Origin of the sequence: Candidatus Nanopelagicus limnes (assembly GCF_002287885.2) — a bacterium.
GTDB classification, from domain to species: Bacteria; Actinomycetota; Actinomycetes; order Nanopelagicales; family Nanopelagicaceae; genus Nanopelagicus; species Nanopelagicus limnae.
The window spans coordinates 415669-433198 of the sequence record NZ_CP016768.2 but is presented as its reverse complement, the minus strand read 5'-3'; the positions used below and the strand labels follow the sequence as shown (position 1 = coordinate 433198).

The window sequence follows — 17530 nt, the reverse complement described above, 5'->3', positions numbered from 1 at the left end:
GCCCAATTCTACTTGCTAATTAACCTGAGTTAACTCCCGCATAATTCTTGCGCAAATTCCATGACCATAACCTTTACGCGCTAATAAACCTGAAATTCTTCGATATGTGACCTCAGGATCAAGGTGCGCGATTGATTTATATTTTCGCTCTGCCAGTAAAAACGCTTGGTTGTACTCAGTCTCATCATCAATTTCTTCAATAACCTCATTGATAATATCTTGTGAGACTCCCTTGCTACGAAGCTCACCGGCGATTACTCGCTTACTTAACTTCTTAGCCCGTTGCCTTGATTCACTCCATAACTTGGCAAACTCTAAGTCATTTAATAAACCTTGTAACTCCAAAGAATCTAAGACTGCATTGGCATTATCAGCATCCACACCACGTTTTAGTAATTGTTTAAACAACTCATCCCTACTCTTAGCGCGTGGCGCGAGAGCGTATAACGCAATCGACATCGCCTCAGAGTAGGGATCAGCTACTACCTCTTGATTTTTCTTCAAGGTATTTTTAAATGAGTTAGAGATTAGAACTCAACATCAGCTGTAGCCTCATCAACTGCTGCCACTAATGCAGGGTCGATATCAGCTGGCACATATGATGCCCGAATCTTCTTCTCAATATCATTTGCAAGATCTGGATTATCAATTAAGAAGGCGCGGGCATTTTCTTTACCCTGACCTAGTTGATCACCTTCGTAGGTGAACCAGGCGCCAGATTTCTTAACGATGCCAGCTTCAACACCCATATCAATTAGAGAGCCCTCACGGCTGATTCCAACGCCATAGATGATGTCAAACTCTGCTTGCTTAAATGGGGGCGCAACCTTGTTCTTAACAATCTTGACGCGAGTTCTATTACCAACCGCATCTTGACCATCTTTTAAGGTTTCAATTCTGCGCACATCTAATCGAATTGATGCATAAAACTTTAATGCTTTACCACCTGTAGTTGTCTCTGGTGAACCAAAGAAAACACCGATCTTATCTCGCAGCTGATTGATAAAGATTGCAGTGGTATTTGATTGGTGAAGCGCACCAGTCATTTTACGAAGCGCTTGTGACATAAGGCGGGCTTGTAGACCCATATGTGAGTCACCCATCTCGCCTTCAATTTCAGCTCTTGGTACTAAAGCTGCAACTGAGTCAACTACGACAATATCAATCGCACCTGATCTGACTAACATATCCATAATTTCAAGTGCCTGCTCGCCTGTATCTGGTTGGGAAACTAGTAGCGCATCAATATCAACGCCAAGTTTCTTTGCATACTCAGGATCAAGGGCATGCTCAGCATCAATAAATGCTGCAATACCGCCAGCTTTTTGTGCATTAGCAATTGCATGTAATGCCACCGTTGTTTTACCAGATGATTCTGGGCCATAGATTTCAACAACGCGACCACGTGGCAAGCCACCGACGCCGAGTGCGATATCTAATGCAACTGAGCCAGTTGGAATAACCTCCATGGCAACAGCTTTGCGATCTCCCATTTTCATTACCGATCCTTTACCGAACTGACGCTCGATTTGGGCAAGGGCGGTATCTAGGGATTTAGCACGATCGCTAGATCGTTTATCTTCTTTTTTATCTTCTTGTGGTTCTCTGTTTGCAGAGGCCATAGTTGATTTGTTTCCTTTCATCTCCTTGACCAGCTCTTGGGTTTTTTTAACTCCAGCAGCGAGGTCATATTGTTCGGTCCAGAAGGTACGGAGTTCCACTGACGGCTGGCACGAGGTGCCAGCGGAACTGTGGATCCGCTCTGGTTGGGCAGGCTAATTGTATCGAACAACTGTTCGAAAGGGTAAAACCGGGCTAGGACACGCCGTTATCTGTACTTAGCCGGCATCGAAGGGTTATGGCGGATAACCGCCTTCCAAATCTCATCTGGCTCCATGCCAATCTCAATCGCGGCATTAACGCTTATGCCGCCAAGCTCAGTGTGGATGATATCCCTGGCATAGGTATCTGAATCTGGAAAGTAATCTGCTAATCGAGACCTGAGCTCTGAAATGCGCATTATTAAAAACTACTAGCTAAATAAGGTGGCAGATAATCGCTTTGCTTGCTGCAATGACTCCTCTTGCGTAATTGGCGATGAAATCTGGCCAATTAACCAGCGAAGAATTACCCCAAGAGTTGCTGAGTCTGCGCCAAAAACTTTTGCAATTCCCTGATGGACTAAAACCCAGGTTAAATGTGGGGTGATGGTAACTAACTTTGCAATATCTAATGGATCACTTTCAACTAATTTACGAAGTGCAAGATCTTGGGAGATCTCCTTTGATAATAGGTATAACGCCTCTTGTCTTGAAGAAGCACTCAGCGCTAGATCGGTCAATCTAATTACTTCAGCTTCAACTAAGCACTCCATCATCTCGGCTTTGTCGGCGAATTGATTGTAAATTGTGGCTTTAGAAACCTGCGCTCGCAAAGCAATATCTGCAATATTAGATTGGTAATTTCCAACCTCAGCAATTACTGCCTTTGCTCCTTTAAAGATAGCAGCGCGAGACTTGTTGCTGGTAAGAGTTTGGCGGGCGTAAAGTGGTGCCGCCTGCTCGGCTGACAATTTAAGCTGCGGTCTCTACCACTTGCAAAGTCGAGATTGTTAATACTGGGGATTCGTGGTTTTTAACCACAGTGGCAACATCAACCAAGATTGTGGAAAGAGATAGATCAAGGGCTGAGCAAATTGCATTTAATAACTCACTTGATGCTTCTTTGTGTCCGCGCTCAACCTCAGATAAATAGCCAAGAGAAACTCGGGCGCTCTTTGCAACATCACGAAGGGTGCGTCCTTGTTCAATCCGGGCAGCACGTAAGGTGCTTCCGATATGAGTTCGTAGAAGTATCACGGCTTAAGAATACGCTCTATAGCTGCTAATGCGCTGGCAATAATGGCATGTCGGATCGATTCCCTATCACCGGAAAGGGTCAAGGCCACTGCAAAACTCTCTTTTTTACTAGATACCCCAACCCAGGCAGTTCCCACTTTCTGGCCATATGCCTTACCAGGTCCTGCTACCCCAGTAGTTGATATTGCATAATCTGTTTTTAATTTCAATCGCACCGCCTGCGCCATTGCAATTGCAATCTCCTCTGAAACTGCGGTGTGTTTTTTTAAATCAGCTTTACTAATTTTTAATTCAGAAATTTTAACCTCATCACTATATGCAATTACCCCACCTTTAAAAACCTTTGATGAGCCAGCTATCTTGGTCAATTCACTTGCTAAGCCACCGGCAGTTACCGATTCAGCAACTGAAAGGCTCAACCCTTTTTTTGTAAGTTTTTTAACAATCGATTTAGCCAGTACTGGCGAGCTCACTTCTTTAATGCCTTTCTAAAGTAATCCACGCCAGTTGAAATTGTTAAGTAAATAGCAATTGCCATGAAAATATCTCGGGGTAGGGTTAAAACTGTCGGCAGTGGCAATATATAAAATCCCACTCCAAAGTTTTGGAAAAAAGTCTTGAGTTTGCCACCCTTACTTGCTGGAATCACACCTTTTTTAATCACCGCAAAACGCAAGATTGTTACAGCAACCTCTCGGACTAAAAATATTGCCGTCACCCACCAAGACAAATAGCCAAGAAGTGAGGCACCAATCGTGGCAGTTGCCAACATTGCTTTATCAGCAATTGGATCTAGTAATTTTCCAAATTCAGTAATTTGATTTCGATCTCGGGCAATCTTGCCATCTAAAATATCACTTAAGCCCACGATGAAAAACAAGGTGAAGGCGATAATTCGCCAATTCTCATCATCGCCGCCATTTTTAAATAGGGCGTATGCGCAAAAGGGCAAAGCTATGATTCGAAAAATTGTAAGTGAATTTGGCAAGTTCGGACGTCCAACTTTTTTCATATTACCTGCGCTATCAAGTCAACACCTGCGACATCACTAACGACTGCATCCACATAATCACCAACACGGTACTTGTTTCGAGATTTCACAAAGGTTGAACCATCAACATCTGGGCCTTGATGTTCTGCTCTTCCCTCTTGTTCTGCTTCATCCTCAATTAATACAGAAATTTTTTCACCGATTCTCATCTCAGAGCGTTGAGTAATTAACTCATCTACTAAAGTTGAAAGCTCAGAAACTCTTTCTGCAATTAGCTCTGGCGCAACCTTGTTTGGAAGAGTTTCTGCTTCTGTTTTATCCTCATCTGAGTACCCAAATACTCCAATTGCATCTAATTGTGCTTCAGATAAAAACTCGATTAGATCCATAAAAGCAGCATCACTTTCCCCAGGAAAACCAACAATAAAGTTTGACCTAATTCCAGCAGTTGGTGAAAGTGCTCTGATTTGGGAGATTAGATGCAAGAATTTCTCACCATCGCCAAACCTGCGCATACTTCTAAGCAGATCACCATTTGCATGTTGGAAAGATAGATCAAAGTAAGGAACAACTTTATCTACTGAAATCATGGCTTGTAGCAATGTTGGCCTGACCTCAGCTGGTTGCAGATAGGAAAGTCTGATTCGTTTAATTGCTTCAATTTTAGAAAGCTCAGGCAGCATTTTCTCCATCATTTTTAAGTCGCCGAAATCTTTGCCAAATGAGGTGGTGTTTTCGCTAACTAGGTAAAGCTCGGTAACACCATTATCTGCCAACCACTTTGCTTCCTCAATAATTTCAGCTGGTTTGCGAGAGATGAAGGAACCCCGAAAGTATGGGATGGCGCAAAATGAACATCTTCGATCGCAACCGCTTGCAATTTTTAAAGGCGCAATTGGTGCATTATCAAGTCGTTTTCGCAGTACCGTGCCAATTGGATTTACCTCTCTGCCCTTAGCTAGATCTCGACTGGCAGCACGATCAACCGGTGCGATTGGAAGCAGAGTTCTGCGATCTTTGGGTACATGGGTTTTAATCTTTCCACCCTCAATAATGGTATTTAAGCGCTCTGAAATATCTTTGTAATCATCAAAACTTAAGATCGCATCAGTCTCACTCATTTCTTGAGCAAGCTCGGTGCCATACCGCTCAGCCATGCAACCAACTGCTACCACCGCTTTGGTTACACCATTTGCCTTAAGTGAATGAGCTTGAATCAGAGCGTCAATAGAATCTTTCTTAGCGCTTTCAATAAATCCACATGTGTTAATTACCGCAATTTCAGCATCAGCAGGATTGGTAACTAGTTGCCAACCATCAGCTGCAAGTCGCCCAGCTAACTCCTCAGAGTCTGTTTCATTTCGGGCACAACCCAAAGTAACCAACGCAACCGTACGTGGTTTTTTCTCATTAAGGATTTTTGAACTCACTGTGCGCTAAGGATACAGCGCAGGGCTTGCATAACTTCTAATTTAGCGAATTACAACTGCCCATTCGCATCAAAATCTAAGCGAACTACCTCACCATCGGCTCCAGCAACTCCTAAATCTGAGCCATTTAGATTTAATTTGACGGCGCCAGCATTTCCAATCACAGCTTTAATTAATTGCGGATCAGAAAAAGTTGCGACCTGGCCTGATGAAATTTGTCCATTAAACACTTGCTCACCATTTGCATTTGTTAGACCAATCCAACTTTTTCCACTTATGCCTGTCACTACTAAGTTAACACCAGTTGGGGTGCTAGCAGCTTCACTTTGAAAGCTTTTGCGAGTTGTTGTGATTTGAGAGGTATCAACATCAATATTTGAAACATTATTTATTGCAACTTGAGCAACAAAGCCTATGCTTAACACTGCAGCTGAAATTGAAGCCAGTGTTCGAAACTTCATTCTCTTTTTCTCTTTTGGTTTATCTGCCACATTATTTTCTGCTAAACGCTCAATAATTTTTCTGCCATCTTCACTCTGTGCTGCCTCTATCTCGGCAACGATTAAGTCAGCATCAAAGGATAGAGATTTGGGAGTTTTTTGATTTAATACCTTCGTAATTGTTCGGATATGTCCGCGGGCATATGCAATACCTCCGCAGATATCAACTGAGTTATTTTCTAAATCTTTAATTACAGCTACTCGAATATTTGTTAATGCAGAGATTTGTTCAACGGTTAAGCCAGCAGTTTCTCTTGCCTGCGCTAGTGAAGATTTGCTTTCCATTTAGCTAACCAATCCTGCTTTGGGGAGTATTAATGGTAGAACTTAAGGGCAGTAATGAACAATAATTTTTGAGAAATTTTTGGGGGTCAGCACGCTTATTTACAACTTTAGAGATTTTTCACCCATCCACTCACCCTGCCAAATGAACTACTGGTTACCCCTGATCGACTCCAGTACATCTGGCATTTGCTCTGCATTAATCAAAACCGTTCTAGCTTTTGAACCTTCACTTGGACCAACAATCCCGCGACTCTCCATTAAATCCATGAGTCGTCCAGCTTTTGCAAAACCAACTCTTAATTTTCGCTGCAACATAGAGGTTGATCCAAATTGAGTTGAAACTACTAGTTGAATAGCTTGTAACAACAAATCTAAATCATCGCCAACATCATCAGTTACCGCAATTGATTTAATTGGTGCATTTAAATCAATTCGATATACCGGTTGTAATTGACCTTTAACATGATTTACAACTGCTTCAATTTCACGTTCTGAAACATATGCTCCTTGAATACGCACTGCCTTACTCGCTCCCATTGGAAGGAATAAACCATCACCTTGGCCTACTAATTTCTCAGCTCCTGGTGTATCTAAAATAACTCGTGAATCTGCCAAGCTACTAGTTGCAAAAGATAGACGAGAAGGCACATTGGCTTTAATTAAACCAGTAACAATATCAACGCTAGGACGCTGTGTTGCAAGCACTAAATGAATTCCGGCAGCTCTTGCTAACTGAGTAATACGTACGATTGATTCTTCAACTTCACGTGCTGCCACCATCATTAAATCTGCTAACTCATCAACGATTACCAGTAAATACGGATACGGCTCAAGCGTTCGTTCACTGCCTGCCGGCTGGGTTACCTTTCCGGCCTTAACAGCTTTATTGAAATCATCAATATGCCTAAAGCCAAAGACTGATAAATCGTCGTAGCGCATTTCCATTTCACGTACTACCCAAGATAAAACATCAGCTGCCTTCTTTGGGTTTGTAATAATTGGCGCAATTAAGTGCGGTACGCCCTCATAATTTGTTAGTTCCACGCGCTTTGGATCAATTAAAACCAGCCGTACTTCATCCGGAGTTGCCCGCATTAATATTGAAACTACCAAGGAATTAATCATTGATGACTTACCCGCACCAGTTGCACCAGCTACTAAAAGATGTGGCATTTTTGCAAGGTTTGCACACAAGAAGGATCCTTCAACATCTTTTCCAAGTGCAATTAACATCGGATGGGTATCACTTGATGAAACCGATGATCTAAGAACATCACCTAAGGCCACAATCTCTCGATCTGAGTTTGGAATTTCAATTCCAACCGCTGATTTACCTGGGATTGGTGAGAGGATTCTTATCTCTCCACTTGCCACCGCATATGCAATATTTTTAGAAAGTGCTGAAATTGCCTCAACCTTTACGCCATTTCCTAACTCAACTTCATATCTAGTTACCGTTGGGCCTCGCATAAAACCAGTAACTTGGGCATCAACATCAAATTGTTCAAAAACTTGTTTAAGCGCTGCCACCACAGTTTCATTAACCTTAGATTTTCCCTTGCTCGCCGGCCCGCTACGAAGTAAATCATCTGGTGGTAATTCATATTTCACATCTGAAGAAAGTAGAAGTTGCTGAAGTCTGGTGTTCTCACTCTTAACAGGCTTACTGATCTTTGGTACCTCTTGAGTAATCTCATCAAAATCCTCAAGTTCAACCTCATAATCTAATTGCTGAGGTTCAAACTCTTGGACTAAGTCCTTAACCAATGGTGATTCAAAAGGTGGACTCTCACTAACTTCAAAATCTTCATCGACCAACCGCTCTGCTCGTCTAGCTCTGGCATTGCTTATGCCCGATCGGCCTAAACTAAAAACTTTTCCAATTTGAGAGAAAACTTTTGAAAGTGGAGTCTTAGTGATTACAAGTAAGCCAAATAATAAGAAGATAAGCAAAATTGGGATAGCTAGGACTTCAGTCACAAGCGCAACTAATCCAGTTGATGCTGCGTAACCAATCCAGCCACCACCATCTCGCATTGCAGTCGCGCCTGTTCCAATAGAACCATTAATTATGTGTGATAGCGAAGTTGTACTAACAACGATCAGAATAGTTCCGATCGAAATCCGCCCAATATCAGCTGAATCATCAGTTGATTTAAATAGCCGATATGCAAAAAATATGAACATGACTGGAACTATGTTTGCTAGTAGGCCAAATCCCCCAAATAAGAATGAATAGGTCGCTCTACCTAATTGGTTATCAAGATCAAACCAAACACCAGCAGCAGAAATTAGGGCCAGAATAAATAAAAAGAAAGCAATCCCATCTCGTTGGTGAGCTGGATCTAACTCTTTGGAGGATCTAAATATAAAGCGAACGCTGCTGCCGATTGCACTTGCGATTAAACGCCAAAGCCAGCCAATGCCCCGTAGAAGAGGTGCAAAGAAATTAGATTTCTTTGTTGATTTTTTCTTTGCCATAAGAAGATAAGCCTAAAGAATAAGTTAATTTCAAGCCGTAATCGGCACGCACTTTGGCTAGAAAGTTAAGAAAAAAGGTTTATTAAACCTCAACAACTAACGGAATGATCATCGGCTTACGACGATGTTCCTCCCCCACCCAGCTGCCAATGGTTTTACGTACTACTTGAGATAGTTGATGCGTACCATTAAATCCACCTGCAACTGCCTTACTTAATGCTTTTTCAATATCGCCTTTAACATCATCAAATAAAGTTTTATCCTCAGTAAATCCACGAGCGTGTATATCAGGACCTGCAACTATCTTTCCGCTTTGGGAATCTATAACAACTACAACTGAGATAAACCCTTCATCACCTAAAATTCGACGATCCTTTAGTGAGCTTTCAGTTATCTCGCCAACACTTTGTCCATCAACATAAACATAACCGCAAGGTACTGAACCTGATATGTCAGCATGGCCATCTGCCACATCAATGGTAATTCCATTCTCAGCAATTACAACGTTGTGCTCAGACAAACCAGACTTCATGGCAAGATCAGCATTTGCTCTCATATGTCGCCACTCACCATGGACTGGTAAAACGTTTTTAGGTTTAACAACTTCATAACAGTGAAGTAGCTCCCCAGCTGATGCATGTCCAGATACGTGAACCATTGCATTGCCTTTATGAACAACATGAGCGCCAAATCTAGTTAATTCATTTATAACACGATAAACAGATTTTTCATTGCCAGGAATAAGTGACGAGGCTAAAACTACTGTGTCACCTTTACCAACTTGGATTTCATGGTCTCCATTTGCAATTCTAGAAAGTGCTGCAAGTGGCTCACCTTGTGAGCCAGTACAAACCAAGACTATTTTGTCACCGAATGTATCAATGTCTTTGTAATCAACCACTAAACCATTTGGCACCTTTAAATAACCTAAGTCCTCTGCCAACTTCATATTTCGGATCATCGACCTACCAACATATGCAACCTTACGGTTGGATTCATTAGCAGCGTTTAATACCTGCTGAATTCTGTGAACATGGGATGCAAATGAGGTAACAACAACTCTTCTTGGTGTCTTATCAATCGCCTCTTTTAATGCTGGATAGATGTCTTTTTCTGCCACAGTTAGTCCTGGCACATCAGCATTTGTTGAGTCAACTAAGAATAAATCGACTCCTTCTTTTCCTAACCTGGCGAAGGTTTCTAAATCCGTTACTTTGCCATCTAGTGGCATTTTGTCCATTTTAAAATCTCCAGTGTGCAAGATAACTCCGGCAGGTGTTTTAATCGCAACCGCCAATGAATCAGGAATTGAGTGATTTACTGTTACAAACTCCAAGGTAAATGGTCCAACTTGTTCAACTTGTCCAGCTTTAACCTGAGTCATCGGAGCAGTTATTCTGCGCTCTTTTAACTTAGGAGCAACAAATGCAAGTGTTAACTGAGATCCAATAATTCGAATATCACTGCGCTCTCTAAGTAAATAAGGAACAGCGCCAATATGATCTTCATGCCCGTGGGTAAGAAATATCGCCTCAATGTCATTCATTCGATCTTTCAGATATGAAAAATCAGGCAAAATTAAATCAATACCTGGTTGATCTTCCCCTGGAAATAACACACCACAATCAACAATTAATAATCTTCCTTCATACTCAAAAACTGTCATGTTGCGGCCGATTTCGCCTAAGCCGCCAAGAGCTACTATTCGAAGAGTTTTCTTAGCTAACTTCGCAGGGTAAGGCAGTCCAGGATGGGGATGATTCATCTAATTATTTTAATTTAACGCCGCCTGCTTGCAGATCAACCTTTAATTGCGCAATTTGCGCATCAGTTGCATCAACAAGTGGCAATCTTGTAAATCCGCCAGGAAGGCCCATCAAATTTAACGCAGCCTTAGTTAATATCGCACCTTGAGTGCGGAATGTTCCAGTAAATACTGGCAGAAGCTTTTGATGCATCTCTAGCGCTTTAACAGAATTTCCAGCAAACCAAGCATCGAGCATGACTCTTAAATCTGCGCCAACTGTGTGACCACAAACTGAAACAAAACCCACTGCGCCCACTGAAAGTAATGGCAGATTCAAAATGTCATCACCAGAATAAACAGGAATTGAAGAGCGTTTAATTACCCATGAAGTTGCTGCCGGATTGCCTTTTGCATCTTTCAAAGCTGCAATATTTTTATGTTCTGCAAGTTTTACGATCGTATCTGACTCAATTTCAACACCAGTACGACCAGGAATGTCATACATCATGACTGGTAAATCAGTGGCATCTGCCATTGCTCTAAAGTGAGCTTCGATACCAGCTTGTGGTGGTTTGTTGTAATAAGGGGTAACAACTAATAATCCATCTGCACCTGCTTTTGCAGCGCGCTGTGCTTGTTCAACTGAGTGAGATGTTTCATTATTTCCAGCGCCAGCAACTATTTTGATTTTATCTCCCACAACTTTGCGGACAATCTTAATTATCTGATCTTTTTCATCATCAGAAGTAGTTGGTGCCTCACCAGTTGTGCCATTAACTGCAATTCCATCATGGCCAGTTGAAACTAAATGTGCCGCGATCTTTTCAACACCAGCCCAATCAATCTCACCTGACTTTGAAAATGGAGTGACCATGGCGGTGATTAGCCGACCAAATGGTGGTGTAATTTGCATGGGTTAAGGCTACCGCTTATTTATGGGGCTATGCGGCCAGATTTTTGAAATGCTCCGTAGGTAATCGGCATTAACTTGGCAAAATGTGCTTCCATTTTCTCGGCCACCATCTCAATTTCCCGTTGTGGATATGAAGGAAAATGTGAACCTTCGCGCGCAGTTCTTAGTGAAAGAAAATTCATTAAAGCTCTTGCATTCATTGTGACATACATAGATGAGTACAAAGTCACTGGTAATACTGCTCTTGCAACTTCACGTGCCACACCCGCCTCTAACATTTTTTGATAATTTGCATAGGCCAATTTACAAGTTTCTTTAATTGCATCAACTGTAATTTCAAACTGTTCTGGTGTCCCATCAACAAATGTATAAGCACCAGCTTTACCAATCTGCACTAATTTTCGTTCTTTGCTTGGAATATAAAAAACAGGTTTTAACTCTCGATATCTTCCACTTTCTTCATTGTATGAGGCAATCCGATGTCTCATAAACTCACGGAAAACAAAAATAGGAGCAGATATGAAAAAAGTCATCGAGGTATGTTCAAATGGAGAGCCATGTCGCTCACGTGCTAAATAATTAATGAGACCTTCTGATTTCGCCGCATCAGCGCCAACATCTTCCAATGACTTATCACCGGCGGTTGAAACACGGGCTGCCCAAATAACATCAGCATCACTTGCACTTGATTTAACAAGCTCTACTGACATATCGTCTCTAAATATGATCTCATCACTCATGGTTGCGACCCTATCTTTGGTGATTGATGATTGGCTGGATTAAAGTGTCGGCGTGTCAGTAAATTCAAAAAGGACTCAAGTCGATCGAACCGCCCTTAGCGTTGCATTTACCGTAGGACTTTATGGCGCCGCCTTTGGGGCCGCTGGTGTGACTGCAGGCTTTTCAATCCTGCAAACCTGCCTGCTTTCAATCTTGCTCTTCTCTGGTGCATCGCAATTTGCAGTGGTCGGAATTATGGGAGCTGGTGGCTCAGCAGTGAGTGCAATTGCAACTTCAACCTTGCTTGGATTTAGAAACGCACTTTATGGCCTTCAAATGGCGCCAATATTAAAAGTTAAGGGATTAAAAAGAATCCTGGCCGCACAAATAACTATTGATGAATCAACAGCAGTTGCGACCTTGCAGGAAAATGATGCTGATCGCAGAAGAGGTTTTTATGTTACCGGAATTGGTGTTTATGTCTTTTGGAATCTATTCACCTTCCTTGGTGCTTTAGGTGCCAGTGCAATCGGAGATCCATCAGTTTGGGGATTAGATGCTGCAGTTCCAGCCGCTTTTTGTGGCTTGATTTGGCCACGTCTTAAAAACAAAACTCACTTTGTAGTTTCAGCTGTAGCTATTGCATGGGCTTTATTACTGACGCCGATCACACCCGCTGGTATTCCTATTATTACGACAGTGCTACTTGCTGTAATTTTTGGATTAAAACGATGAGCGCCATCTGGATTGCAGTACTCGGGGCAAGTTTTACCGCTTTTTTAAATAAATATATCGGCCATAGCGTTCCAGAAAAATGGCTTAATCGACCAAGCTTTATGCGAATCAACGCACTAGTTCCAATAGTTCTTCTTAGCGCATTAGTGGGTGTACAAACCTTTGCCAATAAGAAAGAACTAGTTCTTGATCAAAGATTTGCTGGAGTACTAGTAGCGCTGGTGGCACTTAAGTTCAAAGCGCCATTTCCAGTAGTTGTTATCTCAGCCGCAATCACATCTGCGGCAATTTATAACTGGTTTTAAAGAACTTTTAGCGCCTCTAATTTTTCTTTTAACGCTGCGTCTGATGGCTCTGTAAGGTGTGTTCCATCTGAAAATAGAATTACTGGAATTGATCGCATGCCACCGTTGATTTCAATCACCTTATCTGAGGCAGATGCATCTGCTTCGACATCGATGTAGTTGTACTTAACGTTATTAGCATCTAAGAACTTCTTAGATCTACGGCAATCTCCGCACCACTCTGCTCCGTACATAGTTATTTCACTCATTACATGCCTCCCATATAGTTTTCCAAACCTACGGTAAGGCCCGGATGTTTTGCAACATTTCTAACCCCGATTAGTACTCCTGGCATAAATCCTGCCCGATTTATTGAGTCATGGCGAATTGTTAAAGTCTCTCCAGCGTCACCGAAAATAACCTCTTGATGTGCAACATATCCATGAGATCTAATTGAGTGCACCGGCACATCCCCAACTTTTCCACCCCGTGCACCAGGTAACTCAGATTTAGTTGCATCAGGCATTGCCGACTTTTTACTTTGCTTTCTGGCATCTGTAATCATTTGTGCAGTTCGAATTGCAGTTCCAGATGGGGCATCAACCTTATTCGCATGATGCATCTCAACAATTTCAGCACTTTCAAAATACTTTGCAGCGGTCTGGGAGAATTGCATCATCAAAACTGCGCCTAAACCAAAGTTTGGGGCGATTAGCGCTCCCACTTTTGGGTGATTACTTAACAAACTTTTAAGCTGTTCAAGTTTCTTATCGTCAAAGCCAGTAGTTCCAACTACAACGTGAATATCATTATTGATAGCAAACTCAAGATTTTTCATTACTGAATCAGGCGTAGTGAAATCGACTATAACTTCGGTACCAGTTGAAACTAGTTGATCTAGTGAATCACCTAAATCTAAGGCAGCACTTAAAGTTAAATCAGTTGCAGAATTAATTGCTGCCACTGCTTCTGCGCCCATTCTTCCCTTGGCGCCTAATACTGCAACCTTCATTTGATCAGCCTTTCAAATTTACTTGTGGATCTAAACGGTCCCACTACCGCAAGGGTAGGAGATTCCGGCAGGATTTGGCGTGCAATTTCCTTTATTTGATCCTGTGTTACATCGGCAATCTCACGCAGAATTTCATCAAAGCTAAGAACTTGTCCATATACCAACTCACTTTTACCGATTCGAGTCATTCGAGATCCAGTGTCCTCCTGGCTAAGAACTAGCGCCCCAGAGACAGCACCCTTTGCGCGAGTGATCTCCTCATCAGTTAATCCATTTGCTGCCACATCTTGCAATATCGATTGAATGATTTTAATTGCCTCTTCAGCTTTTTCTGGCTTGCAACCAACATAGAAAGATAAAACTCCACTGCCTGCAAATTGTTGGTTATAGGCATAAGTTGAATAAGCCAGACCACGCTTTTCTCTTATCTCTTGAAATAATCGAGAGGACATTCCACCACCGAGTGCTGAAGACAAAATGCTTAAAGCAAATCTTTTTTTATCATCTCTAGCCACACTCGGTACACCATAAATTATGTGAGCCTGCTCAGTTTTGCGATCAAGCAAAGTTACTTCACCCCGACCAGGTACTTTAATTTTTCCGGAGGTTCGCAATGCATAATCACTCTTTGGTTGATGTAAGAAACCATCTTTACTTAGAGCATCTTCAACCATATTTACAACATTCTTATGCTTGAAGTTTCCTGCCACTGCCACCACAAGATCACTTGGTTGATATCGATTCTTGTAGTAGTTAAAGACTGTGCTTCGCTGCATAGATTTAATAGATTCAACTGTGCCCAAAATAGGTCGACCTAATGGCGTATCTCCATAGTATTTTTCAAGAAATAGATCATGAATTAAATCACTTGGATCATCATCTCGCATCGCAATTTCTTCTAAAACAACCTTGCGCTCTGCATCAACATCTTCTTGCTTTACAACTGAAGAGGTAATTAAGTCACTTATGACATCAACTGCCAGAGGTAGATCTTTATCTATAACTCGTGCGTAAAAACAGGTGTACTCCTTAGATGTGAATGCATTTGTTTCACCACCAACAGCTTCAATCGCTGAGGAAATCTCTAAGGAAGTTCGTCTCTTAGTTCCTTTAAACAAAAGATGTTCTAGAAAATGTGAAGCTCCCGCGGTTGAAAGTGATTCATCGCGAGAGCCAACATTGACCCAAATACCAAAAGCTGCAGAGCGAACAGATTTTTCCTCTTCAGTGACTATTCGCAAGCCACTAGGAAGAACTGTTCTTGCCAAATTACTCGCTCTTAGCTTCCTCTGGAAGATTTGCAGGAACCAATGAGTACTTACCCTTAGGGTCAATCTCATTAATTACAACTTCAATCTTCTCTCCAACCTTCATAACTTCTTCAAGGTTTTCAATTCGCTTACCACCGTGCATCTTGCGAATCTGCGAGATGTGTAGCAAGCCATCTTTACCTGGAGCAAGATTTACGAAAGCACCAAAGGTTGCCAGTTTCACAACTGACCCATTGAACTTATCGCCAACTGATAACTGCACTGGATTTGCGATCGCATTAATCTGCGCTTTCGCAGCTTCAGCAGCTGATCCTTCAGTTGCTCCGATATAAATAGTTCCATCATCTTCGATGGTGATATCAGCACCAGTCTCATCTTGAATCTGGTTAATCATCTTGCCCTTAGGCCCGATAACTGCACCAATCATGTCAACTGGCACCTTGATTGAAATAATTCTTGGCGCTAGCAGTGACATTTCATCAGGAGATGAAATTGCTTGATTCATAACATCTAAAATTGCAAGTCTTGCTTCTTTTGCTTGCAAAAGTGCAGCAGATAGAACTGATGCAGGAATTCCATCAAGTTTTGTATCTAACTGAAGTGCGGTAACAAACTCTTTTGTACCAGCAACCTTAAAGTCCATATCGCCGAATGCATCCTCTGCACCCAAGATATCGGTCAATGCTACATATTCAGTCTTACCATCAACATCATCAGAGATTAATCCCATTGCAATACCTGCAACAGCAGCCTTAAGTGGCACGCCTGCATTTAGCAATGACATTGTGGAAGCACAAACTGATCCCATGGATGTTGATCCATTTGATCCAAGTGCTTCTGAAACCTGACGAATTGCATATGGAAACTCTTCGCGAGTTGGCAGAACTGGAACAAGAGCACGTTCAGCTAGTGCACCATGCCCAATTTCGCGTCGCTTTGGAGATCCAACTCTTCCAGTTTCACCAACAGAATATGGTGGGAAGTTGTAGTTATGCATATAACGCTTGTGATCCTCTGGTGAAAGAGTATCTAGTTGCTGTTCCATCTTAAGCATATTTAATGTTGTGATACCCAAAATCTGAGTCTCACCGCGTTCAAATATTGCAGAGCCATGGACTCGAGGAATTACCTCAACCTCAGCAGTTAATGCACGAATATCGCGCAATCCACGTCCATCAATACGAATTTTATCTCGTAATACCCGTTGACGAACTAACTTCTTAGTTACTGATCTAAGTGCTGCTGAAATCTCTTTAGTGCGCTCTGAAAAATCTACGCTGATTTTCTCAGTAACACTCTTATTGATTTCATCTAACTTAGTTTCACGCTCTTGCTTACCAGCAATTGTTAGCGCCTTGGTTAGATCATCTTTAGCAGCCTTTTCAACAACTGCATAAACATCATCTTGGTACTCAAGGAATACTGGGAACTCACCAGTTGGCTTTGCCGATTTCTTAGCAAGTGCTAACTGAGCCTCGCAAAGTATCTTAATAAATGGCTTTGCTGCCTCAAGTCCTTGTCCGACAATCTCTTCAGTTGGCACTGTTGCGCCACCCTTTATTAATTCAATTGTCTTAACAGTGGCTTCAGCCTCAACCATCATGATTGCAACATCACCATCTGAAATTCGACCAGCAACTACCATGTCAAAGACAGCTTTATCTAAATCAGAGTGATTTGGGAAAGCAACCCATTGACCTTCGATTAGTGCAACTCGCACTCCACCGATTGGGCCAGAAAATGGCAGTCCTGCTAATTGTGTTGACATTGATGCTGCGTTGATCGCAATCACGTCATACATGTGATCTGGATTTAACGCCATGACAGTTACAACAATCTGAACCTCATTACGTAATCCCTTAATAAAGGATGGACGTAGTGGGCGATCGATTAATCGACAAGTAAGGATTGCATCCTCTGAAGGACGTCCTTCACGACGGAAAAATGATCCTGGAATTTTTCCAGCTGCATACATTCGCTCTTCCACATCAACTGTTAGTGGGAAGAAATCAAATTGATCCTTCGGATTTTTTGATGCAGTAGTTGCAGATAGCAACATGCTGTCATCATCTAAATAAACAACGGCTGTTCCCGCTGCTTGCCGAGCTAGTCGGCCAGTTTCAAAGCGGATCTCCCGCTTTCCAAATTTACCGTTGTCTATTTTTGCAACGGCTGATTGCACATCTTGACCCTCCATGGGTCATCTCCATTTCTCAACACTTTAAATCTAGAGAATGGATCTTCGATCGAAGTTCACGGAAAATCGTTTTCCGGAAACCACTACCGAGGACCAAAACTCTTAG

At 42.1% G+C, this 17530-nt stretch carries 19 protein-coding genes; 2 read left to right on the top strand and 17 right to left on the bottom strand.

Annotation, left to right across the window (positions count from 1 at the left end):
* Positions 1-15 precede the first annotated feature (15 nt).
* The 13 genes from B1s21122_RS02160 to thyX form a co-directional block, all read right to left on the bottom strand.
* Positions 16-459, bottom strand: a complete 444-nt coding sequence (locus B1s21122_RS02160) for a regulatory protein RecX (protein WP_095681246.1) — start codon at positions 457-459, stop codon at positions 16-18.
* 68 nt (positions 460-527) lie between these two features.
* The gene (recA, locus tag B1s21122_RS02155; RefSeq protein ID WP_095681247.1) at positions 528-1622 is read right to left on the bottom strand and encodes a recombinase RecA; all 1095 of its coding nucleotides are present in this window, start codon (positions 1620-1622) and stop codon (positions 528-530) included.
* A gap of 206 nt (positions 1623-1828) precedes the next feature.
* Positions 1829-2020: a DUF3046 domain-containing protein gene (locus tag B1s21122_RS02150; protein ID WP_095680860.1), complete on the bottom strand. Its 192-nt coding sequence runs from the start codon at positions 2018-2020 to the stop codon at positions 1829-1831.
* Positions 2021-2032: 12 nt separating this feature from the next.
* The gene (locus tag B1s21122_RS02145; protein ID WP_095680861.1) at positions 2033-2572 is read right to left on the bottom strand and encodes a TetR/AcrR family transcriptional regulator; all 540 of its coding nucleotides are present in this window, start codon (positions 2570-2572) and stop codon (positions 2033-2035) included.
* Between the two features lies 1 nt (position 2573).
* A complete protein-coding gene (locus B1s21122_RS02140; protein WP_095680862.1) occupies positions 2574-2858 on the bottom strand; it encodes a helix-turn-helix domain-containing protein in 285 nt (94 codons plus the stop codon).
* The gene (locus tag B1s21122_RS02135; protein ID WP_095680863.1) at positions 2855-3331 is read right to left on the bottom strand and encodes a CinA family protein; all 477 of its coding nucleotides are present in this window, start codon (positions 3329-3331) and stop codon (positions 2855-2857) included. Before B1s21122_RS02135 ends, B1s21122_RS02140 begins: the two co-directional genes overlap by 4 nt.
* A complete protein-coding gene (pgsA, locus tag B1s21122_RS02130) occupies positions 3328-3870 on the bottom strand; it encodes a CDP-diacylglycerol--glycerol-3-phosphate 3-phosphatidyltransferase (protein ID WP_095680864.1) in 543 nt (180 codons plus the stop codon). The genes B1s21122_RS02135 and pgsA overlap by 4 nt, the downstream gene beginning before the upstream one ends.
* A complete protein-coding gene (rimO, locus tag B1s21122_RS02125; protein WP_095680865.1) occupies positions 3867-5279 on the bottom strand; it encodes a 30S ribosomal protein S12 methylthiotransferase RimO in 1413 nt (470 codons plus the stop codon). The genes pgsA and rimO overlap by 4 nt, the downstream gene beginning before the upstream one ends.
* A 50-nt stretch (positions 5280-5329) precedes the next feature.
* The gene (locus B1s21122_RS02120; RefSeq protein WP_095680866.1) at positions 5330-6064 is read right to left on the bottom strand and encodes a helix-turn-helix domain-containing protein; all 735 of its coding nucleotides are present in this window, start codon (positions 6062-6064) and stop codon (positions 5330-5332) included.
* A 147-nt stretch (positions 6065-6211) separates the two neighbouring features.
* Positions 6212-8545 (bottom strand): FtsK/SpoIIIE family DNA translocase, encoded by a 2334-nt coding sequence (locus tag B1s21122_RS02115; RefSeq protein WP_095680867.1) that lies wholly within the window; start codon positions 8543-8545, stop codon positions 6212-6214.
* Positions 8546-8627: 82 nt separating this feature from the next.
* Positions 8628-10310: a ribonuclease J gene (locus B1s21122_RS02110; RefSeq protein ID WP_095680868.1), complete on the bottom strand. Its 1683-nt coding sequence runs from the start codon at positions 10308-10310 to the stop codon at positions 8628-8630.
* A 4-nt stretch (positions 10311-10314) separates the two neighbouring features.
* Positions 10315-11205 carry a 4-hydroxy-tetrahydrodipicolinate synthase gene (gene dapA / locus B1s21122_RS02105; protein ID WP_095680869.1) on the bottom strand — a complete coding sequence of 297 codons (891 nt, stop codon included), beginning with the start codon at positions 11203-11205 and terminating at the stop codon, positions 10315-10317.
* 20 nt (positions 11206-11225) lie between these two features.
* Positions 11226-11945, bottom strand: coding sequence for an FAD-dependent thymidylate synthase (gene thyX / locus B1s21122_RS02100; RefSeq protein ID WP_095680870.1), 720 nt, complete (start codon positions 11943-11945; stop codon positions 11226-11228).
* Positions 11946-11997: 52 nt separating this feature from the next.
* Between thyX and B1s21122_RS02095 the strand changes: the two genes are divergently transcribed.
* The gene (locus B1s21122_RS02095; protein ID WP_095680871.1) at positions 11998-12660 is read left to right on the top strand and encodes an AzlC family ABC transporter permease; all 663 of its coding nucleotides are present in this window, start codon (positions 11998-12000) and stop codon (positions 12658-12660) included.
* Positions 12657-12965, top strand: coding sequence for an AzlD domain-containing protein (locus B1s21122_RS02090; RefSeq protein ID WP_095680872.1), 309 nt, complete (start codon positions 12657-12659; stop codon positions 12963-12965). The genes B1s21122_RS02095 and B1s21122_RS02090 overlap by 4 nt, the downstream gene beginning before the upstream one ends.
* Here B1s21122_RS02090 and B1s21122_RS02085 read toward each other — a convergent pair.
* From B1s21122_RS02085 to B1s21122_RS02070, 4 genes are read right to left on the bottom strand one after another with little or no spacing between them, the layout of a single operon-like run.
* Positions 12962-13213, bottom strand: a complete 252-nt coding sequence (locus tag B1s21122_RS02085; RefSeq protein WP_095680873.1) for a glutaredoxin domain-containing protein — start codon at positions 13211-13213, stop codon at positions 12962-12964. The two genes, B1s21122_RS02090 and B1s21122_RS02085, sit on opposite strands and share 4 nt — an antisense overlap.
* Positions 13213-13956 (bottom strand): 4-hydroxy-tetrahydrodipicolinate reductase, encoded by a 744-nt coding sequence (gene dapB / locus B1s21122_RS02080; RefSeq protein WP_095680874.1) that lies wholly within the window; start codon positions 13954-13956, stop codon positions 13213-13215. Before dapB ends, B1s21122_RS02085 begins: the two co-directional genes overlap by 1 nt.
* Positions 13953-15224: a M16 family metallopeptidase gene (locus B1s21122_RS02075; protein ID WP_095680875.1), complete on the bottom strand. Its 1272-nt coding sequence runs from the start codon at positions 15222-15224 to the stop codon at positions 13953-13955. Before B1s21122_RS02075 ends, dapB begins: the two co-directional genes overlap by 4 nt.
* 1 nt (position 15225) lies before the next feature.
* Positions 15226-17424 (bottom strand): polyribonucleotide nucleotidyltransferase, encoded by a 2199-nt coding sequence (locus B1s21122_RS02070; RefSeq protein ID WP_095680876.1) that lies wholly within the window; start codon positions 17422-17424, stop codon positions 15226-15228.
* Positions 17425-17530 lie beyond the last annotated feature (106 nt).